This is a genomic window from Sediminibacterium sp. FW305-C-269, assembly GCF_058231045.1.
Genome location: NZ_JBIQXQ010000003.1, coordinates 309,096 through 332,739, shown reverse-complemented (window position 1 = coordinate 332,739; position 23,644 = coordinate 309,096). Strand labels below are relative to the sequence as shown.

Below are 23,644 nucleotides of genomic sequence, written 5' to 3'. Positions count from 1 at the left end.
AGGGCCAACAGGCATATACCCTTTGATAGATTCCGGGGTTTCTAATTCATTCGTAAGCACAGGATCTACAAAATACCCTCTTATCGCATGGCAAAAAAATTACTCATTCAGAGAGATATCAGTTGGTTAAGTTTTAATGCAAGGGTTTTACAGGAAGCCAATGACCCTACCGTTCCCCTGAAAGAGCGGATCCGTTTCCTGGGGATCTTCTCTAATAATATGGATGAATTCTTCCGGGTTCGGGTAGCAACCCTGAAACGTATGCTCGAATTCAGCGAAAAACGCAGGAAGCTGAACATGCATATGGAAGAAGACCCACAGCAGATCCTTGACCAGATACAGACCATCGTATTGCAGCAGCAGAACGAGTTTAACCGGATCTGGACCGGGATCCAGAAAGAGCTGAAAAAAGAAAAAATACAATTGGTAACCGAAAAACAGCTGACACGCGAGCAACAATCCTTTGTCAAAAAATACTTTGATGAAGAGGTACGTTCCAACATCATTCCCCTGATGATCGAGAGCCTGCCACAGCTACCCTACCTGCGCGATAAAAGTATTTACCTCGGGGTGGTGATGCGCAAAAAGAACTCGGCTTATCACCAGAAATATGCGTTGATAGAAGTTCCTGCCAAAGCGGTGGGAAGATTTATACAGTTGCCCTCCAAGACCAACGAGAAACACATTATCTTACTGGAAGACGTGATCCGCTTTAACCTGCCGGTGATCTTTTCTTATTTTGGTTACGATCATTTTGAATCACATATTTTCAAAGTGACCAAGGATGCCGAGATAGACCTTGACAATGATGTGAGCACCAGTTTTGTGGAGAAGATTGAAAAAGGAGTTAAGAACCGACGCAAAGGCAAACCGGTTCGTTTTGTGTACGACAAGGAAATGGACGCAGGCTTGCTGGAATACCTGATACGCAGGCTCAGCCTGAATCATAAAAGCAATATCATACCCGGCGGACGAATCCATAATTTCCGGCATTTCATGGATTTTCCGGATGTGTTCCGAACCAAGAACCCACGCCGCGCTGCTTTTACGCATCCTGCTTTACAAAGTTCCATGCGGGTGACTGATGTCATTGTGAAGAAAGATGTGATGCTGCATTTCCCATACCATTCCTTCAATGCAATCATCGATCTGCTTCGCGAAGCAGCTATGGACCCGGATGTTACATCGATCAAGATCACCGCATACCGACTGGCATCCAATTCAAAAGTGATCAATGCCCTCATCAACGCTGCCCGTAATGGTAAGGAAGTAGTGGTCATGCTGGAACTGAAAGCCCGTTTCGACGAAGAAGCCAACCTGGAATGGAAAAAGATCCTGGAAGAAGAAGGCGTGACCGTATTGTTGGGCGTACCCAGGATGAAGATCCATGCAAAACTCTGTATCATCAAAAAAAGAAAAGGCAACAAAACCATTCAGTACGGTTTTGTGAGCACAGGCAACCTTAACGAGAAGACCGCCACTGTGTATGGCGATCATTGCCTGCTTACCGCCAACCGGAATGTGATGGCAGATATCAACCGTATTTTCCATTACCTCGAAAACTGGAAAACCGGAATCCAGCACCTGCGGATGTGTAAAACATTACTGGTATGCCCGATCCAAATGCGGCAGAGTCTTTTGTCACTGGTTGACAAAGAGATCAAAAATGCCAAAGCCGGAAAAGAAGCAGGTATCATCCTGAAAGTAAATTCATTGAGTGATGCCGCCCTTATTGCCAAACTGGGTGAGGCTGCCCGGGCCGGTGTGTCGATCCGGATGGTGGTAAGGGGCATCTACTGTATAATGCGGGACCCCAAGAAAGAAAAAGGGGAAGTGGCTGCTATCAGCATTGTGGATGAATACCTGGAACATGCCCGCGTAATGATCTTCCATAACCTGGGAAAAGAAAAAATCTATATATCCAGCGCCGACTGGATGGTCCGAAACCTCGACCATCGCGTGGAAGCCGCTGTTCCGGTAACCGACCCCGGCATTTGTGAAGAATTAAAGGAGATTATCCACATTCAATTAAGAGATAACGTAAAAGCGAGGATCCTCGACAATGATTTAAGCAACAACTATGTACCTTCCGCAGGTAAAAAACAGGTACGTTCCCAGATCGAGACTTACCATTATCTGCACAAGAAAAACATAGTGACCAGTGAGGTTAGCAGCCATTGATATTGGAAGTAACGCCGCAAGGTTATTGATCACAGAAGTTAGCCAGGACCGTGAGGGCAATCCCCTTTTCAATAAACTGAACCTGGTACGTGTACCCCTGCGCCTGGGTTTCGACGTGTTTGAAAAAGGCGAGATCTCCAAAGAAAAAAGGGGAATGATCCTGCAGACCATGAAAGCCTATGGTCACCTCATCAATGCATACAATGTAAAAAATGTGATTGCCTGTGCCACCAGCGCCATGCGCGATGCCAGTAACAGTGCCGACATCATCCGTAAAGTGAAACTGGAAACAGGATTAGGAATTGAGATCATCAGCGGCGACCTGGAAGCTTCCATCATCTACGAGAACCATGTAGCCGAACACATGGATACCGAGCACAGCTACCTGTACATCGACGTGGGTGGCGGCAGCACCGAACTTACTTTTTTCGCGGATGGCAAACTGGTCTTCAAACAGTCCTTCAATATCGGCACCATCCGTATGCTGAAGGATATGGTTGACGACAGCAAGTGGAACGAGATGAAAGAAGCCATCAAAAACAAAACAAAAGGATACAAGCAGATCACCGCCATCGGAACCGGAGGCAATATCAACAAAGTGTTCTCACTCAGTAAAAAGAAGGATGGCAAGCCGTTGAACATTGAGTTACTGAAAGACTATTACAAAGAGATCGCCAGTTTTTCGCTGGAAGACAGGATCAATATTTACAAACTGCGTGAAGACCGCGCTGATGTGATTGTGCCCGCGCTTCAGATCTACATCAATGTAATGCGCTGGGCCGATGCAGCAGAAATCTATGTACCCAAGATCGGTCTTGCCGATGGTTTGATACAACACCTCTATTACGAACTTGCCGCCAAAGGCATCGCTACCTGACAAAAATACCGGCAAACCAGGTAACCAAAGGGCAAATGCATGTAAATTTTTACCCGCAATCGCTCGACTCGGCCGAGTGACGACTATCCCCGGGCTTCCAGCCTAAAATCCGTAAAGTCCCAAAGCTACAATCCCCCTACACACAGTACCTCCCATCGAATTATCCCGTAATCAACTGAATCTTCCTAATTTTAGCACGGCATTAGAATATGCGTTCATAACAAGGCATATTGATCCACTTACTTCCTATAAAAACAACACAAATGTCCAGCCACAAGGAAATCAAAAAAGTCACTACCCATACTTTACTGCAATTGAAAGCGCAGGGCAGTCCCATCTCCATGATCACCGCCTATGATTATTCTTTTGCCAGGTTATTTGATGCGGCTGGTATTGATGCCATACTCGTAGGCGATAGCGCCAGTAATGTCATGGCCGGACATGAAACCACACTACCCATCACCCTTGACCAGATGATCTATCATGCACAATGCGTGGTTCGCGGCGTACACCGTTCGTTGGTGGTGGTAGACCTTCCATTCGGATCTTACCAGTCGAATCCCGACATCGCCGTAGCTTCCTCCATCCGCATCATGAAAGAAACCGGCGGGCATGCCATCAAACTCGAAGGTGGAGAGGAAGTGATCGACAGCATCCGGCGCATCGTATCTGCCGGCATACCGGTAATGGGTCACCTGGGATTGACCCCGCAATCGATCTACAAATTTGGCACGTATACAGTCAGGGCAAAAGAAGAGGCGGAAGCGGAAAAACTGAAACGGGATGCGCTTTTACTCCAGGAAGCGGGTTGTTTTGCCCTGGTACTGGAAAAGATACCTGCGCAGCTGGCCGGAACAGTCAGCCGGAGCCTGAATATTCCGACCATTGGCATTGGGGCCGGACCGGAATGCGACGGGCAGGTATTGGTCATGCATGATATGCTGGGCATCAACAACGAATTCAAGCCCCGTTTCCTTCGGCAATACCTGGATCTGGAAAGCCAGGTCACCACAGCAGTACAACAGTATATCCGGGATGTAAAAACGCGGAATTTCCCCAGCCAGCAGGAATCTTACTGAGTTTTTCACCGATAAGACCCTTGTTTTCACCCATATTGTTTCATGGATGATACCTGTCTGAATAGATTTGGTAACAAAGCTGGTTTCACGGTCGGACGAAAAGGCACCAGTAGCTCATCAACCATGCGTTTAAAACAATAGCCGTATGCCCTTCAACAACAATAAAAAAACAGTAACACTGATAGCACACAGTGCGGCATGGCTTTGCTTTTTTACACTTCCCTATCTCGTATTCTTTCCCCGGCTGCGTGATTTCAGCATGAGTAACCACCAGTTGGCAGCCATTATCTGCAACAATGTTTTCCTGGTGCTGTTCTACTACCTGAATACCCTGTTATTGATCCCACGTTTCCTGGTAAAGGAAAAATGGTTCCTGTATATTTTATCCATCGTTGTTTGCCTGGTTGTATTCCTGTATGCCCCTAAACAGATCGCATTACTGATAGCGGAACCGGAGCCTTTCAACCCCAATAACCGGGAGTTCATCCGCAACCCGGCATTCAAGGGTAAACCCAGGTTCACGGGATACATGCGCAGGCAAAGACCCGTGGCCGACCCCTACAACACGGTATTGTTCCTGTTGATATTTACAGTGGGAACCTGCATCTCGGTGATACAACGCTGGCTGCAGACCGAACAGAACCGGAAAGAGACCGAGAATGAAAAACTGAACACAGAATTATCGTTCCTGAAATCACAGGTGAATCCGCATTTCTTCTTCAACACACTGAACAATATTTATTCGCTGGCGGTGGTACGGAGCGAGAAAACTGCGCCAGCCGTGATGAAACTCTCTTCCATTATGCGGTATATACTTACCGAAACCCAGCGCGACCTGGTTCCGCTGCAGAACGAAGTGGATTTCACGAATAATTTCATTGACCTGCAGAAAGTTAGGCTGACCGATAAAGTGACCCTGGATTTCTCCACCGAGGGGTCTGCAGACAATCTGCTGGTAGCACCGCTGTTATTCATCCCCTTTGTGGAGAATGCCTTTAAATACGGAGTAAGTACGAAAGAAGCCTCCACCATCAGCATCAAGATCAGGACCGAGGGGAATACCATCCATTTTTCGGCGGTTAATTATATCGTACCTTCAGAAAACAATCTGACCGAAAATACGGGCATAGGTATCAACAACGTAAAAAGAAGACTGGAGCTGATGTATCCCGGCAAACACAAACTCTCCAGCTTTGAGAAAGACAACTACTATCATGTTTACCTGGAAATAGAGACGCAATGATACACTGCATAGCCATAGACGACGAGCCCCTAGCACTGCAACTCATACATGAGTACTGCAGCAAGATCTCGTTTCTGAAGCTGGAAAAGACCTTTACCAATACAGATGAAGCCAAAGCCTACCTGCAGCAACAAAAGGTAGACCTGCTGTTCCTCGACATACAGATGCCGGATATCAATGGCATGCAGTTCTACAAATCACTGGCTGAAAAACCACCGGTGATCTTCACCACGGCATACAAGGATTTTGCGGCAGAGGGCTTTAACGTGGATGCAGTGGATTACCTGCTGAAGCCTTTTGAATACGACCGTTTCCTGAAAGCCTGTTACAAAGCCAAGGAGTACCTCGAATTCCTGAGCACGCAGGAGATGCAGCTCAACTCCATCTTTGTGAAAGTGAATTACGAGATCATGAAGATCAACCTGAAGGACATTGAACTGATCGAAGCCCTGGATGATTACATCAAGATCTATATCAAACCTAATCCGGTACTCACCCTGATGACACTCAAAAGCATTCAGGAAAAGCTGCCCCCCAGAGATTTTGTAAGGGTACACCGGTCATTTATTGTGCCACTGGCCAGGATTGAGAAATTCAGTAAAACCAAACTCTGGACAGCCGGAAAAGAGATCCCGATCGGCAGCAGCTACAGCCAGGTATATGACCAATTGTTAACCATTTCCAAAACAAGATAATTCCCCGATTCTGTTGGCATGCTCGCCTATTAATCAGGCAACAATGTTTCAACAGTAAATACATTTGTCTGGATCATTTTTCATAAATGTTTCATGCAAGGTTTTGATGAGAGGTACCAGCGGTTGTTCTCAACAGGTGGTACCTTTTTTTATTTCCCCTCTTTTAATCCGTCTGCCCGTTATCCCTCTGAATAAACAACAGTTTTACACACAGACCGGTTACCACAACCTTAACCTGATATTCTTGGGCCATATCTGCAATGACGGTACTTTTGTTATATGGAATTCCTCAAACAACTCGGTATAACTGCAGAAAACGCCGGTACTTCAAGTGGCACAGAATGGATCAATAGTAAGGGTGCAGAGATCAACTCTTTCTCACCCGTTGATGGCATAAAGATCGGTTCTGTTGCCGAAACGGATACCACAGCCTACGAAACCCTGATCAGCAAAGCGCAGGAAGCTTTCGCCGTGTGGCGTATGTGGCCTGCACCCAAACGTGGCGAAATCGTTCGCCAGGTGGGCGATGCACTCCGCTCCCATAAGGAAGCACTGGGCAAGCTGGTCAGTTATGAAATGGGAAAAAGCCTGCAGGAAGGATATGGAGAAGTACAGGAGATGATCGATATCTGCGATTTTGCCGTAGGCCTTTCGCGTCAGCTGTATGGTTTAACCATGCACAGCGAACGACCCGCACACCGGATGTACGAACAATGGCACCCGCTGGGTATTGTGGGGATCATTTCTGCCTTCAATTTTCCCGTTGCCGTATGGAGCTGGAACGCAGCACTGGCATGGGTATGCGGCAATGTAACTATCTGGAAACCCAGCGAAAAAACCCCTTTATGCGGTATTGCCGTGCAAAAGATTGTGGCGGAAGTATTTGCAAAGAACCAGGTACCTGAAGGTGTGAACGGACTGGTACAGGGCGGCAGAGAAGTTGGCGAATGGATCAGCAAGGACTCCCGTATCCCCTTGGTTTCCGCTACCGGATCTACCCGCATGGGTAAGGCACTGAGTGCCGCAGTGGCAGCCAGACTGGGTAGAAGCATACTGGAACTGGGAGGGAACAATGCCATCATCATATCAAAAGAAGCAGACCTGGACATGGCATTGATCGGCTCCGTATTTGGGGCTGTGGGCACTGCCGGACAACGCTGCACCACTACCCGCCGACTCATCATCCATGAATCGGTATATGAAACTTTCAAACAGAAATTAATCAAAGCCTATGGCCAGTTACGCATAGGTGATCCGCTGGATACACATAACCATGTAGGACCACTCATCGATACCGATGCCGTGAAGATGTACCTCAGCGCTATACAACAATGTAAAGAGCAGGGTGGACATTTTATTGTAGAAGGCGGTGTACTGGAAGGTAAAGGTTATGAAAGCGGTTGTTATGTAAGACCCTGTATCGCCGAAGCGAAAAATGAGATGGCCATCGTGCAGCACGAAACTTTTGCTCCGATCCTTTACCTGATGTCTTACAGTACCCTGGAAGAAGCCATCGCTTTACAGAATGGCGTTCCGCAGGGGCTCTCCTCTTCCATCATGACCCTGAATATGCGCGAAGCGGAAAGATTCCTGTCGCATGCCGGAAGCGACTGCGGTATTGCCAACGTGAACATCGGCACAAGCGGTGCTGAAATCGGCGGTGCATTTGGCGGAGAAAAAGAGACTGGCGGCGGTCGTGAAAGTGGCAGCGATGCCTGGAAGGCCTATATGCGCCGGCAGACCAATACCATCAACTGGAGCGACAAACTTCCGTTGGCACAGGGTATTGTGTTTGACCTGTAGTTTTCCGGCAACAGAATCGTACCTTTCGGGATAGCTTTCTAAAACCAACAAAATGTTATTGGCGATCTTATTCCCCTTCCTGTCATTTTTCTTCCGGGGAAAGATATTCACGGCCGTGATCTGCCTGATCCTGCAACTGACCCTGCTGGGGTGGCTGCCCGCTGCTTTGTGGGCAGTCATGTCGTTACAGAATGCCCGCGCCGAAAAAAGGAACCAGAAACTGATCAAAGCAATCAGGGAAACACGCAGGTAAGCCCACTACTCGAACACAAAATACAAACCAACAAAAATAACCCCGATGGCTACCGAAGTGAGGCCATAGAGTATCCAGTTATACAATTCAGGAACAGGGTTCACCAGGGTAAGCACGCAACTCACAAAACCAAGGAAAGCACCGATACCCATATACAGGAACCCGAAGGTCTGTCTTCGGGCATGCACCAGTTTACGGTAGGTTGCCAGACTTTCCTGGATAAAATCGGGATCAAGGCCCGACTGCATGAGTTCGTCCTGAACAGAGGCTACCGATCGTTTATCGGCAAGCCATTGCTGCACAAAGTCAGCACTTACAGCAGAGGTATACGGCATAGCAATCGTTTATCGGGTAAGGGATATCTCCTTCCGGGCAAAATCGTTGATCAATATAAGGAGTTTATCCAATTCCTCATTATTGTCGTCACTAAATTTCAGCTTCTCCGGTAATGGTTCACGTGTTTTAGGGGGTATCGGTCTAAACAGTCCTGCAGACTACTCCTGCCCCGTTTCAACAGGAATCACGCATTGCCTTTTTAAGAATCGGCAAACTCCCCAACAAAACACATCTTTCCAGTATCTTACCAACGGAATGCCATCCGCAGGCATCGTACAAAGACCCTACTCATGAAAAAACTCATTTACTTATCGGTATTGCTACTGGCGGGGGCCTGTTCACCAGGCAAACCTGGCCAGGACAAAACAGGACAACTTAACCAACTGGCCGAACAATATGTTCGACTCGGACTCACCATTGGACAATACGACGAAGCTTTTGTTGATGCGTATTATGGCCCCGACTCCCTTCGCGCCCAGACACCGAAAGCCGCTGTATTACCCAAAGACAGTTTATTGAAAGCCGTAGCTGACTTATCAGGTAAACTGCAGGAGCTGGCCCGTTCCGGTAAAAACGATACCCTGCTCCAGACAAGAGCGGCCTGGATACAGGCGCAACTCACTGCATTTGCAGGCAGGATCCAGATCTTCTCCGGCCAGTATCCCCGTTTCGAAGAAGAGACCAAAGAGCTTTTTGGGGTAACGGTACCTACCTATCCGGAAAAACATTTCCAGCAGCTGGTGGCACAACTGAATAATAGTTTACCTGGAAAAGGGAACCTGAACGAACGTTTTCAACAACTGGCTAACCGGTTCATCATCCCCAACGAAAAGCTGGATACGGTTTTCAGAACAGCCATAGCCGAATGCCGCAAAAGAACCAAAGCCCATTACGAGTTACCCGCTACCGAAGATTTTACATTGGAATATGTAACCAACAAACCCTGGAGCGGATATAACTGGTACAAGGGCAGATACCAAAGCCTGGTGCAGATCAATACCGACCTGAACATCTTTATTGAAAAAGCGATCGATGTGGGCAGTCATGAAAGTTATCCCGGTCACCACGTGTACAATATGCTGCTGGAGAAAAACCTGTACCAGGGCAAAGGCTGGATAGAGATCTCCCTGTACCCACTGTTCAGTCCACAATCCCTGATCGCCGAAGGCAGTGCCAATTACGGCATTGATGTAACTTTTCCCGGCAAAGAAAAAAACAGGTTCGCCAAGGAAGTGTTACTACCATTGGCCGGCCTGGACACAACCGGCCTGGATCAGTATTTCACGGCACTGGAACTGAAAAGCGAACTGAATTATGCACGCAACGAAGTGGCAAGAGGATTACTGAACGGTACCATGACAGAAGCCGAAGCTTTGCGATGGTTGCAGGAATATGGATTGAACAACCGTGAAACAGCGTTAAAAGCGATCAGCTTCATCAAAACAAACCGTAGTTATGTAATCAACTATAACTACGGAAAAGACCTGGTGAAAAACTATATTGAATACAATGGCGGCACAGATAAGGATCCGGCCAAACGCTGGCAACTGTTTGCCAAACTGCTCAGCAATCCTGTTATTCCGTCCGACCTGTTGTTGAACAAACCCTAAAACAATGATAAAAAACAATAGGAGAATCTTTGACTTCAACTTTTTCATTATATTGATAACCAATACAATAGATAGGAAACCATTGAGAAATTAAGGTTTTCCTAAAACTAAGCACGCTTCATTATATTATCGTTATCATTTCTCAAATTTGTAAGCATAGAAAACACTTTTACAAAATGATGCATCGTGGGATTGTTGTTGCCATAGTGGCATTGCCTTTCTTTTTCTACCAGGGGCATGCACAGACCGAAGTACCTAAAGGATGGCACCTGATGGATTATGCACAGGATTCTTTTTATGGCATCAGTCTAAACAAAGCCTATACTTTCCTGAAAGAAAAACGCAAAACTTCCAAACCCGTGATCGTTGCAGTGCTGGATTCAGGTGTTGATACGACACACGAAGACCTGAAGAATATACTCTGGCATAACCCCAAAGAAATTCCGGGCAATGGAATAGATGACGACGGCAACGGCTACGTGGACGATGTATACGGCTGGAATTTCCTGGGCGGGAAAGATGGTCGCGATGTATGCCGCACTTCCGATGAAAGATCTCGCGTATACCATCGTTTAAAGGGAAAGTTCTCGGGTCAGTCAGTGGATACTGCAGCCCTCGCAAGCAATGAAAAAGAGCAATACCTTACCTGGAAAAAAGCAGCCAGCGAACTCAATTTCAGTTCTGATGAGCAGGTTGAATTGTTGTTTGTGGAAGTAACCGCAAAAGCCATTAAACGACACGACAAAGTATTACGCAAAGAAATGGGCTTGGAAGAATACACCTGCGACTATCTGGAAAAATTTGAACCCAGGAGCAAAGCGGCCCGCGAAGCAAAATTCGGGTACCTGACCTGTATCAAGATGATCGGTGTGGATCCTGATGAGAAGAATACCAATACCATTGCCGATCTTGATGAATATGTGGAAGCCAAGAAAATGGCTTTTGAATCCAAAGATACGCCACCGATCGATTACCGGGCCGAGATCGTCAAAGACAACTATGAAGACATTTCCGACCGGTTTTATGGCAACAACGATGTAATGGGGCCAATCAGCAACGCTAAACATGGCACACATGTATCAGGTCTGATTGCAGCACAACGCAATAACGGGATCGGGATCGACGGTGTGGCCGACAATGTCAAGCTGATGATCATGCGCGTAGTGCCCGATGGCGATGAATACGATAAGGATGTGGCACTGGCCATTCATTATGCCGTAGACAATGGCGCCAAAGTGATCAATATGAGTTTCGGCAAATCCTTCTCCCCCGAAAAAAGATGGGTAGACAGTGCGGTAAAATATGCAGAACTGCATGATGTCCTCATTGTTCATGCATCGGGTAACGAAAGTAATAACCTGGACGAAAAAGAGAATTTCCCCAATCCGTGGCTCAAGCAGTGGAACACAACTGCAAAGAATTTTATCACCGTAGGATCCAGCAGTGATCCAAAAATCACCGGCAGCATAGCGGCCGAATTCAGTAATTATGGCAAACGGAATGTAGATGTATTTGCCCCCGGCGTAAAAATATACTCCACTTTCCCCGGCGGTAACCAGTACGGCAACCTGAAAGGAACCAGTATGTCGGCCCCCATCGTAAGTGGCCTTGCCGCCATGATACGCGGATATTATCCTGAACTGACCGCCGTTCAGGTGAAAAAAATCATTGAGGAATCGGCGGTACAACCCGAGAATACCCTGACCGTTGTAAAGCCCGGCACCAAGGACGAAGAAGTTCCTTTCACCTTATTAAGCAAAACAGGGGGTATCATTAATGCCTACAAAGCTGTTGTAAGTGCCGACACTACCAAAACAGCTGCAGCAGTTATCCTGAAAACACCGGTAAAACCATCCAATATCCCTTCCCAGAAAAACACAAAATCCAATAGATAATGCCCAGACCACAATCCGCTGAATTCCCAGCATATTTCGCCAGGTATATTTCACAAGTAGCAGCGGACAGTGTGGCCGAAGCCATTCAACGCTACGCTGCTGAACTTAACGATTTTTACACATCACTTCCGGAAGACAAAGCCGACTATCGTTATGCAGAAGGCAAATGGAGTATTAAAGAGCTACTGCAGCATGTGATTGATGCAGAAAGAATTTTCGCTTACCGCATATTACGTATTTCCCGTAAAGACAAAACCCCACTGGCTTCCTTTGACGAAGACAGTTATGCACAACACGCACAGGCCAATAAAAGATCTTTTACCTCACTGAAAGAGGAGTTTGTTGCCGTACGCAAATCTTCCGACCTGCTCATGGCCTCCCTTAGTCCAGAACAACTGGCAGAGCAAGGCATCGCCAGTAACCTGCCCGTAACCGCCAATGCCATCGGTTTTATCCTGTTCGGCCATTTGCTGCATCATAAGGTTATTTTGGAAGAGAGGTATTTGGTAGTTTAGTAGTTAAAAGGGTTAAAATAGTTAAATAGGGTTAAAGAAGGAAAGCGTACACATCCCTATCGCCCCTAACAATCTTGCCACATTTAACCCTTTTAACCTGTATAACCCTTTTAACCATTTTAACCACTCTAACCTGTTTAACCCCTCCCCCCTCAATACCTCACAAAATCACACCATTCCTCATCACATAACAATTTCTGCAAAACAGGATCTTTCATTACTTCGGTGTAATCCATGGCTTTACCATTCACCCAGATAGTTCTGTATACGAGGCGGATACCATGACTATAATCCACCCACCAGTTAATATGACCCGTGTACAATGGCTGTATCGGCTTGCCATCCAATTTGTGCCAGCCATAAATCGCTTCCCTGTCGGGACGCGGGTCGCGCGAAACCTTTCCCGAGATCACTACATCTTTTTTGATCCCTCCTATCAATCCCTTTCTCCCTTTCCGCTGTCCCTCCACGATCAGGTGATGCTGCCACATGGTAACCGAGCTGTCGCGGAAGGCATACATGGGAACCGGCGCCAGTTTTACTGCCGCCTGTGCATAAATATCATTCACCATTTTGCGGGTAGGAAGAAAACAATGAAAACTATCAGCAATCACCTGCGCAGCCATAGGCGTCAGCGGGATCCTTGCCCAGTCATTGTCAGTACCCAGTGAAAGATAATCGGGTGAAACAAAATAATGCGCCTGTATGGTTTTACCAGTAATACTGTCCGTCAACAAAACCCGAATCCGGGCAAATTTCCGGAGAAAGCCTGGAAAGTTGCCGGCAAGTATCTCCTGTTTTGCAAGAGAATCCCTTTCGCGCCATTGAACAGCGGCTACCTGCTGATAAAAATCGGTTCCTGTTTGTACGCTATGCGCATCTTTCCGTACCGGCCAATGCATGGTCCGGCTGCCGCTGCAGGATTGGAGCAGGATACCTGCTATGATCACGATGAAAATTCGTTTTGTCATATGTTCACTGTTTGAACCGTTACTCACTAAGGTATATAGAAATCAGCCAACGGTTCTTATCCTTCCTGCCAGTATCTTAGCAGCGTATGACGACCATCGGACTGATATCAGACACGCACGATTATCTGGATGATGCTGTATTCCGGCATTTTGCCAATTGCGACGAGATCTGGCATGCCGGCGATTTTGGCAGTGCCGGAATCGCAGAAGCTTTGCAACAATGTAAGCCTCTACGCGGTGTATACGGGAATATTGATGGACAGGATATCCGAAGCCAGTTCCCCGAAACACTGGTCTGGACCTGTGAACAGGTGACCATTCTGATGACACATATCGGCGGTTATCCGCCAAAATACAATCCCGCCTCCAAACGCCTGATAGCGCAACACCAGCCACAATTGTTCATCTGCGGCCATTCACATATATTAAAGATCCAGTACGACGACAAACAGCATTGCCTGCACATGAATCCCGGCGCTGCAGGCAAACAGGGCTGGCACAAAACAAGAACACTGATCCGGTTTGTGATCGATGGTACAGAAATGAAACAATGCGAAGTGATAGAATTGGGTAGCCGGTAATCCATTAGAACATACGCTAAATAAAGAAGCCGCATAAATGCGGCTTCTTTATTTAGTTCATTCCCGGGAACCAGGGTCTTCCGACGATCTCACGGAAAGGCCATGGGATGGTGGCGAAGATCACGATCAGCGCCAGCAGGAAATAGATAAATGCTTTCTTGTATTTCGCTTCATCACTCACAGGCTTTTTAGCCATACCATGGCCCAGCGTGATCAAAGTAATAGCGATGATCATTCCGAGTGGATGTTCCACCCAGAAAAAACGATAAAAGGTATCTTTCATCACACTGGTACCTTCCGGCAAGGTTTTGGTGAAGAAACCATAACGGCCCCATGCCACCTGGTACAGTCCCAGTAACAAAGTGATATGGGCGCTGATCATGGTGAACAGCCATATTTTTTTGTCACCCGCAGCAAAAGCCTTTTTGCCCTGCCAACCGGTATAGGCTTTGATGATCGATACCAACAACAATATCAATATCACCCAACGAAGAAAATTATGTAAGTGAACCATTCCTGTCTGCATAGTATTTTTTTTAAGGTCGAAAGATAATCAAGGCTTTGAATAAACACGAAAGTTTCTTTTGCAAAAGGCAATCACTCACAACTCCCTACTCCACCCATTCCGCTACAAACAAATTCGTATCCCTGGTTCCTCCATTGTTTCGGTTGGAAGAGAATAGGATCTTTTTGCCGTCGGGACTGAACATGGGAAATGCATCAAATCCTTTATCCCGGCTGATCTTTTCAAGGCCCTTACCATTGATATCGGTCAGGTACATATTGAACGGAAAGCCCCTTTTGTATTCGTGGTTGCTGCAAAAAATAATGCGTTTGCTGTCAGGTGTAAAGTTAGGTGCCCAGTTGGCCTGCGCCAAATTGGTGATCTGACGGGCATTACTTCCATCAGCATCGGCCACCCATACTTCCATATTGGTAGGCGCCACCATGCCATCGGCCAGCAGCTCTTTGTATTCCCTGATCTCCGCATCGGTTTTGGGGCGACTGGCACGCCAAACGATCTTTTTACCGTCCGGGCTGAACCATGCACCGCCATCATAACCCAGCATATGGGTAATGCGTTTCTCTTTGCCGGAAGCGAGGTCCATGATATACAATTCCAGATCACCTTCCTTATCACTGCAATAGATCATTTTTTTTCCATCAGGAGAGAGAGTGGCTTCGGCATCATAACCTTTGGCCGTGGTCAGCTGTTTCACAATCTTGCCATTCAGATCGGCCATAAAAATATCGTAGCTGTTGTACAATGGCCAGATATAACGGTTACCATATTTTGCACGATCCGGGGTGGGCGGACAGTTATCCGCGCCTAAATGTGTGGAAGCATAAATAATATGTTTTCCATCGGGAAGAAAAAAGGCGCAAGTGGTTCGTCCTTTACCGCTGCTCACCATCTTATAAGTGAACTCCTCATTGGGTGAAGATGGCAGTTTTCCGATAAAGATCTGATCACAATTGATCCCCTCTTTAGGATTCGTACGCTGGAAAATGATGTGTTTACCATCATAACTCCAATATGCTTCTGCATTATCACCGCCAAAAGTGAGCTGGCGAACATTCTTGAAATGTTTTTCACCGGCAAACAGCACCGAGTCCGATGCAGCTGCAGGCGCCTGGGCCATAAGCTGGCCAATACCCGCTACAGAACAGATCCATACAAACAATCCTTTTTTCATACAGTCTTATGTTAATATTCGACAAAAATAGGTGCGAAGCCCCTCTCTTGTGTCAGAAAAATGTCATGACATACCCTATCTCCATAATTTTGCAGTATGAGAGTATGGATAGTTGCCAGTTGCCTATTGTTAGGGATCGCCTGTAAAAACGAGGCAAAGGTTCCACCATCAGGCAATCTTACCCAGGACCAGCTCCCGGCCCAGGTACAGGAGCTGTTTAACAAGCTGGATAAATACCCCGACAGTATCAGGCTGCGGATGCAGTTGGTAGATGCTTTGGACAGTCTGGGCGCATACGGGCAGGCATTGGCACAGATGGATTCACTAATCCGGAACGACAGTCTGAATAATGGCTTCTGGTACCGCAAAGGCATGTTGCAGGAAAACTCCCGCGATACCAATGGTGCTCTCCGCTCCTATCGGTATGCCATTCGCATCTATCCTTCACCAGACGCCATACTGGCCGCTGCCAATCTGCTGGCAGAAAAAAAAGACAGCACCGCCCTGTTGCTTTGCCAGCAGGTAGCCGATCAGCATATGGGTAGAGAATACACTGCACACTGCCACTTTATCACAGGTGTCTATCTGGCAAGAACCGGCAATCAATCAAAAGCAATAGCAGCTTTTGATAATTGTATCCGGAACGACCTGAATTATATGGAAGCCTATATGGAAAAAGGTTTTCTGTATTTCGATGCGCAGAAAACCCAGGAAGCACTTGAGATATTCCGTACGGTGACAACCATCAAAAACACCTATGCAGACGGGTATTACTGGACGGCCAAATGTGAAGAAAAATTGAAACATCCGGCAGAAGCGATTGATAACTATAAGAAATCGCTGATACTTGATCCCGGGTTAACCGAAGCTAGTGATGCATTGAAACGCTTGGGCGCTTCATAAATTTAATCTCCGTAAAAGGATAAATTTCCGCAATTTCGCACTACAAATCAGAGTTATGCCGATCATTGCCCCATCACTGTTAAGTGCCGATTTTCTGAACCTGCAGAAAGATTGCGAGATGCTGAATGCCAGTGAAGCCGACTGGTTTCACCTGGACGTGATGGATGGAAGTTTTGTTCCCAATATCAGTTTTGGCTTCCCGGTGATCGAACCGGTCTGCAAAGCCACCACCAAGGTATGTGATGTACACCTGATGATATTGGAACCCGGTAAATATGCCGAAGCGTTCCAGAAAGCCGGTGCCAATATCCTTACGGTGCATATTGAAGCCTGTCCGCATCTGCACCGTAACCTGCAGCAGATCAAAAGCCTGGGCATGAAAGCCGGCGTGGCACTCAACCCGCACACCCCGGTAGACCAACTCACCGATATCATACAGGACATTGACCTGGTTTGCCTGATGAGCGTTAACCCCGGTTTTGGCGGTCAGCAATTTATTCCACGTACACTCGATAAGATCCGGGCCCTCAAACAACTCATTACCGAAAGGGGTGCCAATACCCTCATCGAGATCGATGGTGGCGTAACCTTAGAGAATGCGCCTTCTATCCTGCAGGCCGGCGCCGATGTGCTGGTAGCGGGCAATACCGTTTTCAAATCAAAGGATCCGGTTGCTACCATTGCAGCCCTGAAAAAATTATAGCATCATTCTTTATGATCAGGAATACGATACGGGAAAAGTTCACAGAAATTTCACATTGATTTTTCCTGTTTCGGTATCCACATCTGTGTATAAGATGTGTTAGGATTTTATAGGGTCTTCCAGTTAAATTTGGAATAGTAGTTCAGATCTTACTAATCCATAAAATCTCATCAGCTTGACAGAAACCATCATCAACCTCGAATCCGTTAATCCCATCGAATTCTTTGGTGTCAATAACGGAAAGTTAGATTTGCTGAAAAAGAAATTCCCTTTGTTAAAGATCCTCTCCCGCGGGACGCAATTAAAACTGAGCGGGGCTCCTGAACAGATCGAAACAGCAAAAGAAAAGATCGACCTCATTATTCAGTACCTGGAACGAAACGGGCATCTGAGTGAAAACTATTTTGAACAGATCCTCGGTGGCGACGACGCAGAGGCCATCGACAATTTTGTTGACCGTAATCCCAACGACATCCTGGTATTTGGTCCGAACGGAAAAACTGTAAGGGCCCGAACGCAGAACCAGAAAAAGATGGTGCATGCGGTTGACCGGAATGATATTGTTTTTGCCATCGGTCCGGCGGGTACCGGTAAAACCTATACTGCCGTAGCACTGGCAGTAAGGGCTTTAAAAAATAAGGTTGTGAAGAAGATCATCCTCACACGTCCGGCGGTGGAAGCTGGCGAAAGCCTGGGTTTTCTTCCCGGCGACCTGAAAGAAAAGATCGACCCTTACCTGCGTCCCTTATACGATGCGCTGGACGATATGATACCTGCCGACAAACTCGGTTATTACATGAGTACCCGCACCATCGAGATAGCACCATTGGCCTATATGCGCGGACGCACGCTGGACAATGCCTTCATCATCCTGGATGAGGCACAGAATACCAATGATCTTCAGCTGAAGATGTTCCTTACCCGTATCGGTGCCAACGCGAAAGCCATCATCACCGGCGATCCCACCCAGGTAGACCTGCCCCGGAACATGCGCAGCGGCCTGGAAAAATCGACCCGTATCCTCAAGAACATCGATGGCATTTCACATATCGAGTTAACGGAAGAAGATGTGGTGCGACACCGCCTGGTAAAAGCCATCATCAAGGCTTACGACAAGGAAAAAGAAAAAGAAGATGCAGAACATGGGAATCATCATGGACACAGATAAAAAGAAAAGGCCTCAATGATATTGAGGCCTTTTCTTTTATACATAAGAACTGAACATGACTGTTTATTTTCCCAATATTTCGTGTCCCAGTTTATCCCGTTTGGTTTCCAGGTATTTCCGGTTATGGGTATTGGGGCGGATCTCAATAGGAACCGTATCTACCATTTCGAGCCCATACCCTTTCAGGCCGGCGCGTTTGCGTGGGTTATTACTCATCAGGCGCAACTTGGTAACACCCAGGTAGCGAAGTATCTGGGCACCTACCCCATAATCACGTTCGTCCATACCAAAACCCAGGTGCAGGTTGGCTTCCACCGTATCCATGCCTTCTTCCTGTAATTTATAAGCTTTCAGTTTATTGATCAGGCCAATACCTCGTCCCTCCTGGTTCATGTACAGGATGATGCCCTTGCCTTCCTGTTCCACCATTTGCATGGCTTTGTGCAACTGCTCGCCACAATCGCAACGGAAACTTCCGAGAATATCGCCGGTAAAGCAACTGCTATGTACGCGGGTCAGTACCGCTTCATCTTCCGTCCAGCTACCTTTGATCAGTGCCAGGTGTTCCGCACCGGTAGTTTTTTCTTTGAAGGCAACAAGTGTGAAATGGCCGTATTTGGTGGGCATATCAACCCGTACCAGTTCTTCGATCAGCGAATCCGTCTTCAGGCGGTAATCGATCAGGTCCTTGATGGAAATGATCTTCATACCGAATTTTTTAGCGATCTCCCGGAGTTCTGGCAGCCGGGCCATGGTTCCGTCTTCATTCATTACTTCCACCAGCACACCGGCAGGTTCCAATCCGGCAAGCCTGGCCAGGTCAACCGCAGCTTCTGTATGACCGGCTCTGCGTAATACGCCGCCAGTCTTTGCTTTCAATGGAAAAATATGACCGGGCCTGCCCAACTCAGCAGGTTGCGTATGGGGATTCACCAAAGCCTGTATGGTTTTGGCCCTGTCCTGCGCCGAAATTCCCGTTGTGGTACCCTGACCAATCAGATCAACCGATACGGTAAAAGCGGTTTCATGCAGGGAGGTATTCGAAACGACCATGGGACCCAGGTCCAGTTCGGCACAACGCGCTTCGGTCAATGCCGCACAGATCAGTCCGCGACCTTCTTTGCTCATGAAATTAATGACTTCCGGACTGGCATGCTGGGCGGCTATGATGAAATCGCCCTCATTCTCACGGTCCTCATCATCTACCACTATGACCATTTTACCGGCCCGTATGTCTTCGATGGCATGTTCAATCCTGTCTAGCATAATCAATAATTGAAGTGCAAAATTACAGTCCTGTGCCTTTACTTCCGGAATAATCAGAAAGAAAGCCCCTTTTATGACCCGATTTTTACGAAAACCGAAAGCAAAGCGTCAAGGATTCCCATACAATCCCACAAAAAATACCGTTTTAGACCGCCGGGCAAGGGAAATTAACAATTCAGGGCCGGATTGGATGATAAAAACCCCTTGTTAATTAAATACTATATAACAAAAAGCTTGTTTTTATGGACAAAAACAATCACATATTAAAAAAAAATAAGGAAATACCAATAATTCGACTGAATTTATAGACAGCCTTGTTTAATGACAAGATGTTAATATAAGCTGTTAATACACAAAAGAATATTTGCTTTCTTTGCACTTGAAAAATTAACACTATGCTAAGTAAAAGAATTGTACAATTTGTACTGGCGGTTTTGCTCTTGCCGGCGTTTGGCCTGGCACAGACCACCACCAGTAGTATGGGCGGTTCTGTAAAAACCAATACGGGTGAGCCCCTGGTAGGTGCAACTGTAACGGTGATCCATGAACCCACCGGTACTATTTACCGCGTTCAAAGCCGTTCAGCCGGCCGTTTTGATGTGAGCAACCTCAACCCGGGCGGTCCTTATTCTGTTGAAGTTTCGTTTATCAACTTTGCCAACGAGAAAAAGACAGACATCTATCTTACCCTGGGTGACTCTTACAAGGTAGATTTTGCATTAGCGCCCAAAGCATCCAACCTGGGTAATGTTGTGGTTACCGGTTTGCGCAAAACCACTGAAGCTTCCGGTAAGGGAGGTACAGAAACCACTGTAGGCCGTGATAAAATGGCCAACTTACCTACAGTAGGACGTAATATATATGATTACCTCCGCGCGGTTCCCCAGGCCAAACTGGTGAACGGTACCGAAGGTGCCATTTCCATTGCAGGACAGAACAACCGTTATAATGCCTTCTACGTGGACGGCGCCATCAATAACGACGTATTTGGTCTGGCTGCTTCCGGAACCAATGGTGGTCAGGCAAGCATTTCTCCGATCTCTATCGATGCGATCGATCAGTTCCAGGTGGTAATTTCTCCTTACGATGCGGCCCAGGGTCACTTCGTAGGCGGTGGTATCAACGCAATTACCAAAGGAGGAACCAATAAGACCGAAGGTTCCGTTTACTATTTCTTACAAAACCAGAACCTGGCGGGTAAAACACCAACAGGCCTGAAAGAGAATGCAGTAAAACTGAGTAACTTCTCCAAAAAGACCTATGGTTTCCGTGTGGGTGGAGCATTTGTGAAAAACAAACTGTTCTACTTCATCAACGTAGATCTTCAGCGCGATATCCGTCCTCAGCCGTTTGACTTCAATTCCTATAACGGTAACACTAAGGACCTGGCTACCCTGAATGGACTGGCCAATACCCTGCGTACCACTTATGGTTATGAGCCCGGCGGTTTCCTGGATAATACAGAAGAAGTGAAGGCCGACAGGATCGCTTCCCGTATCGACTGGAACATCAGCGATAAGCACAAACTGACCCTGAGCAACCGTTACACAAAAGGTGAGCGTTTGAATACCAGCAGCAGCAGCACCGGTACCATCAACTTCTACAACAACGGATACCGTTTCCCCACCCGCAGTAACTCAACTTCTGCCGAACTGAAAAGTATTGTAGGCAGAAATGCTACCAATAAATTCCTGGTAACTTTTACAGACGTATCTGACGACCGTAGCCCGCTGGGACAGGACTTCCCCCGCGTAAGGATCAATGACGGTTCTGGCGCGATCATCTTCGGACCAGATAACAGCTCTACCGTAAACCTGCTGACCCAAAAGAACTGGACCGTTATCGACGAGTTCAAATTCACCCTGGGCAAACACGGTCTGAAAGTGGGTGTTGACTGGGAGTACAGCAGCGTGTTTAATGCCTTTATCCAGAATACATTCGGTAACTATACCTATGCTAACCTGAATGCATTCCTGACCGGAGCGGCACCAAGCGCCTATTCTTATGGTTTCCCACAAATTGACAATGGAAAGGGCGATAACACCAATGCTGCTGCTAAATTTAAATATGCTTCCGGTTCCTTGTTCTTACAGGACGAGTACAGGGCATCTGAGAACCTGACATTGAACTTCGGTATCCGTGCCGATTACTCTAAATTCCTGAGTATTCCATGGGCAGATGATTATACCAATAATATAGCTATCCCTAAATTCTCCCAGTACTGGGATCTGAAAGGGGCACGTTCCGGACAAGCGCCGAAGATTCCTTTGTCGCTGTCACCACGTGTAGGTTTCGTTTACAAAATACCTGATGAAAACCTGACTATCCGAGGTGGTTTTGGTCTGTTCGTCGGACGTATCCCACTGGTATGGCCAGGCGGTATCTTCAACAACAACGGTATCTTCATTGGAGGATACACTGCCAATGCAACCCAATTAGCCCAGATCCGTTTCCGTTCAAATCCGAATGGCCAGTGGACACCCAGCGAAGTGGGTGCCGGTGTGACCAAAGGACCTTTGAACCTGGTTTCTTCAGAATTCAAACTGCCTAAGATCTTCAGAACCTCTCTGGCATTTGATAAGCGCTTCAGCGATGGCTGGTCTGCTACCCTGGAAGGATATTTCTCTAAAAACATCAACGAGATCAGCTATACCAATATCAACCTGCTGCCTCCTGTTGCCAATGCAGTTGGACCAGATACCCGTAAGGTATACTCTACCGTTAACAATGGTAAAATCCCTATCAATGCCGACGGTTCAAATCCTTATGACAATGCCATCCTGCTGACCAATAACTCAGAAAAAACCGGTTTCTCTTATGGTATGACCGCTACCGTAACCAAGCGTACCCGTACCAATTTCACTTTCGAACTGAACTATAGCTATGGTAACTCAACCGTTCAGAACGAAGGAACCAGCTCTGTAAACCTGAGCCAGTGGAGGTTCATGGAAACCGTAAACGGGCGTAACTATATCGGCCGTTCTATTTCTGACTTCAGCGCAGGTCACAGGATCTTCGCTTACATGAGCAAGAAATTCGAATATGCCAATAAAACGCTGGCCACTACCATTACCTTGGCTTATACCGGTCAATCCGGTTCACCACTGAGTTATGTATATGGTTCTAACAGTATGACCAGAGATGATGGTTTGACTGGTGGTAATGACCTGATCTATGTACCTACCAGTGCCGACCTGGCTGCTATGACTTTTGTAACAGGCAGTGGTGTTACTGCCGCTCCAGATGTACAGAAAGCCGCCCTGGAAGCTTATATCACCAAAGATGATTACCTGCGTAACCGTCGCGGTCAGTATGCTGAAAGAAACGGAAGCCGTTTACCTTTCACCAATATTGTTGACCTGAAAATTGCACAGGATTTCAATATCAAAGTGGCTGGTAAACGCTACCAGTTCCAGGTGACTTATGACGTATTCAACCTTGGTAACCTGCTGAACAGGGATTGGGGCCGCCAGTACTTCCAGAGCAACGATCAGTTCTCTCTGGTCCAGTTTGCCGGATACAAGAGCGCTACCGACCTGACGCCTACTTACCGCTTTAACCCAAGCATATCATCTGCATGGGGTGTGAGCACAAGTACCAATGCCGCTTATGCAGCACGCTGGATAAGCCAGTTGGGTGTGCGTTTCACTTTCTAAGAAAACCACAAGTTTCTGATAAAATAAAACCCCGCAAATGCGGGGTTTTATTTTATCAATGTTTTTTACCGTCTAACCGAATCCCTGGCAATACGATTCAGGAGTGAAAACAGCCATTTTTTTCGGATTAAGTAATTATTATGTTTCCATTTTGTTTCCAAATACCGCATTAGCAACAGATATTTGCGGCTCAAAAAACTAACAAACTATGC

Annotated in this window: 20 protein-coding genes; 15 read left to right on the top strand and 5 right to left on the bottom strand. The window is 46.9% G+C overall.

All coding sequences use genetic code 11. The features are described 5' to 3' along the window. The first annotated feature begins 87 nt into the window (after positions 1 to 87). From ppk1 to ACH3Y6_RS11370, 7 genes are all read left to right on the top strand, one after another. Complete coding sequence (gene ppk1 / locus ACH3Y6_RS11400; RefSeq protein ID WP_490835738.1) at positions 88 to 2,181, top strand: polyphosphate kinase 1; 2,094 nt, start codon at positions 88 to 90, stop codon at positions 2,179 to 2,181. Then, entirely contained in the window at positions 2,162 to 3,058 is an 897-nt protein-coding gene (locus ACH3Y6_RS11395; RefSeq protein ID WP_490835737.1) for a Ppx/GppA phosphatase family protein, read from the top strand. The genes ppk1 and ACH3Y6_RS11395 overlap by 20 nt, the downstream gene beginning before the upstream one ends. A 263-nt stretch (positions 3,059 to 3,321) precedes the next feature. Beyond that, positions 3,322 to 4,137: a 3-methyl-2-oxobutanoate hydroxymethyltransferase gene (panB, locus tag ACH3Y6_RS11390; RefSeq protein WP_490835736.1), complete on the top strand. Its 816-nt coding sequence runs from the start codon at positions 3,322 to 3,324 to the stop codon at positions 4,135 to 4,137. Positions 4,138 to 4,282: 145 nt separating this feature from the next. Continuing rightward, positions 4,283 to 5,380, top strand: a complete 1,098-nt coding sequence (locus tag ACH3Y6_RS11385; RefSeq protein WP_490835735.1) for a sensor histidine kinase — start codon at positions 4,283 to 4,285, stop codon at positions 5,378 to 5,380. After that, a complete protein-coding gene (locus ACH3Y6_RS11380) occupies positions 5,377 to 6,075 on the top strand; it encodes a LytR/AlgR family response regulator transcription factor (protein ID WP_490835734.1) in 699 nt (232 codons plus the stop codon). Before ACH3Y6_RS11385 ends, ACH3Y6_RS11380 begins: the two co-directional genes overlap by 4 nt. A gap of 279 nt (positions 6,076 to 6,354) precedes the next feature. Further along, on the top strand, positions 6,355 to 7,878 hold the full coding sequence (gene amaB / locus ACH3Y6_RS11375) for an L-piperidine-6-carboxylate dehydrogenase (RefSeq protein WP_490835733.1): 1,524 nt from the start codon (positions 6,355 to 6,357) through the stop codon (positions 7,876 to 7,878). A 52-nt stretch (positions 7,879 to 7,930) separates the two neighbouring features. Next, positions 7,931 to 8,131, top strand: a complete 201-nt coding sequence (locus ACH3Y6_RS11370) for a YqaE/Pmp3 family membrane protein (protein WP_490835732.1) — start codon at positions 7,931 to 7,933, stop codon at positions 8,129 to 8,131. Positions 8,132 to 8,136: 5 nt separating this feature from the next. Here ACH3Y6_RS11370 and ACH3Y6_RS11365 read toward each other — a convergent pair whose 3' ends face one another. Next, the gene (locus ACH3Y6_RS11365) at positions 8,137 to 8,466 is read right to left on the bottom strand and encodes a hypothetical protein (protein ID WP_490835731.1); all 330 of its coding nucleotides are present in this window, start codon (positions 8,464 to 8,466) and stop codon (positions 8,137 to 8,139) included. A 291-nt stretch (positions 8,467 to 8,757) separates the two neighbouring features. On the opposite strand from ACH3Y6_RS11365, the gene ACH3Y6_RS11360 reads away from it, so the two are divergent. The 3 genes from ACH3Y6_RS11360 to ACH3Y6_RS11350 all read left to right on the top strand — a co-directional run bounded on the left by ACH3Y6_RS11360 (position 8,758) and on the right by ACH3Y6_RS11350 (position 12,487). Then, complete coding sequence (locus ACH3Y6_RS11360; RefSeq protein WP_490835730.1) at positions 8,758 to 10,077, top strand: hypothetical protein; 1,320 nt, start codon at positions 8,758 to 8,760, stop codon at positions 10,075 to 10,077. Between the two features lie 176 nt (positions 10,078 to 10,253). Next, positions 10,254 to 11,972: a S8 family peptidase gene (locus ACH3Y6_RS11355; RefSeq protein WP_490835729.1), complete on the top strand. Its 1,719-nt coding sequence runs from the start codon at positions 10,254 to 10,256 to the stop codon at positions 11,970 to 11,972. After that, the gene (locus ACH3Y6_RS11350) at positions 11,972 to 12,487 is read left to right on the top strand and encodes a DinB family protein (RefSeq protein WP_490835728.1); all 516 of its coding nucleotides are present in this window, start codon (positions 11,972 to 11,974) and stop codon (positions 12,485 to 12,487) included. Before ACH3Y6_RS11355 ends, ACH3Y6_RS11350 begins: the two co-directional genes overlap by 1 nt. A 152-nt stretch (positions 12,488 to 12,639) precedes the next feature. Here the strand turns inward: ACH3Y6_RS11350 and ACH3Y6_RS11345 are convergent, their stop codons facing one another. Next, positions 12,640 to 13,458, bottom strand: a complete 819-nt coding sequence (locus ACH3Y6_RS11345) for a hypothetical protein (RefSeq protein WP_490835727.1) — start codon at positions 13,456 to 13,458, stop codon at positions 12,640 to 12,642. A gap of 86 nt (positions 13,459 to 13,544) precedes the next feature. Between ACH3Y6_RS11345 and ACH3Y6_RS11340 the strand changes: the two genes are divergently transcribed. Next, positions 13,545 to 14,039, top strand: coding sequence for a metallophosphoesterase family protein (locus tag ACH3Y6_RS11340; RefSeq protein ID WP_490835726.1), 495 nt, complete (start codon positions 13,545 to 13,547; stop codon positions 14,037 to 14,039). Between the two features lie 52 nt (positions 14,040 to 14,091). On the opposite strand, the gene ACH3Y6_RS11335 is transcribed toward ACH3Y6_RS11340, so the two are convergent. Next, positions 14,092 to 14,565 (bottom strand): hypothetical protein, encoded by a 474-nt coding sequence (locus ACH3Y6_RS11335; protein ID WP_490835725.1) that lies wholly within the window; start codon positions 14,563 to 14,565, stop codon positions 14,092 to 14,094. 85 nt (positions 14,566 to 14,650) lie between these two features. Further along, entirely contained in the window at positions 14,651 to 15,736 is a 1,086-nt protein-coding gene (locus ACH3Y6_RS11330) for a TolB family protein (protein WP_490835724.1), read from the bottom strand. A gap of 96 nt (positions 15,737 to 15,832) precedes the next feature. Between ACH3Y6_RS11330 and ACH3Y6_RS11325 the strand changes: the two genes are divergently transcribed. The 3 genes from ACH3Y6_RS11325 to ACH3Y6_RS11315 all read left to right on the top strand — a co-directional run bounded on the left by ACH3Y6_RS11325 (position 15,833) and on the right by ACH3Y6_RS11315 (position 18,510). Then, positions 15,833 to 16,639, top strand: a complete 807-nt coding sequence (locus ACH3Y6_RS11325; RefSeq protein WP_490835723.1) for a tetratricopeptide repeat protein — start codon at positions 15,833 to 15,835, stop codon at positions 16,637 to 16,639. A 55-nt stretch (positions 16,640 to 16,694) separates the two neighbouring features. After that, positions 16,695 to 17,342, top strand: coding sequence for a ribulose-phosphate 3-epimerase (rpe, locus tag ACH3Y6_RS11320; RefSeq protein WP_490835722.1), 648 nt, complete (start codon positions 16,695 to 16,697; stop codon positions 17,340 to 17,342). A gap of 175 nt (positions 17,343 to 17,517) precedes the next feature. Further along, entirely contained in the window at positions 17,518 to 18,510 is a 993-nt protein-coding gene (locus tag ACH3Y6_RS11315; protein WP_490835721.1) for a PhoH family protein, read from the top strand. Positions 18,511 to 18,573: 63 nt separating this feature from the next. Here the strand turns inward: ACH3Y6_RS11315 and ACH3Y6_RS11310 are convergent, their stop codons facing one another. Beyond that, the gene (locus ACH3Y6_RS11310) at positions 18,574 to 19,776 is read right to left on the bottom strand and encodes a bifunctional 3,4-dihydroxy-2-butanone-4-phosphate synthase/GTP cyclohydrolase II (protein ID WP_490835720.1); all 1,203 of its coding nucleotides are present in this window, start codon (positions 19,774 to 19,776) and stop codon (positions 18,574 to 18,576) included. A gap of 395 nt (positions 19,777 to 20,171) precedes the next feature. Here ACH3Y6_RS11310 and ACH3Y6_RS11305 point away from each other — a divergent pair, with 395 nt between their 5' ends. Further along, positions 20,172 to 23,432: a TonB-dependent receptor gene (locus tag ACH3Y6_RS11305; RefSeq protein WP_490835719.1), complete on the top strand. Its 3,261-nt coding sequence runs from the start codon at positions 20,172 to 20,174 to the stop codon at positions 23,430 to 23,432. Positions 23,433 to 23,644: the final 212 nt, after the last annotated feature.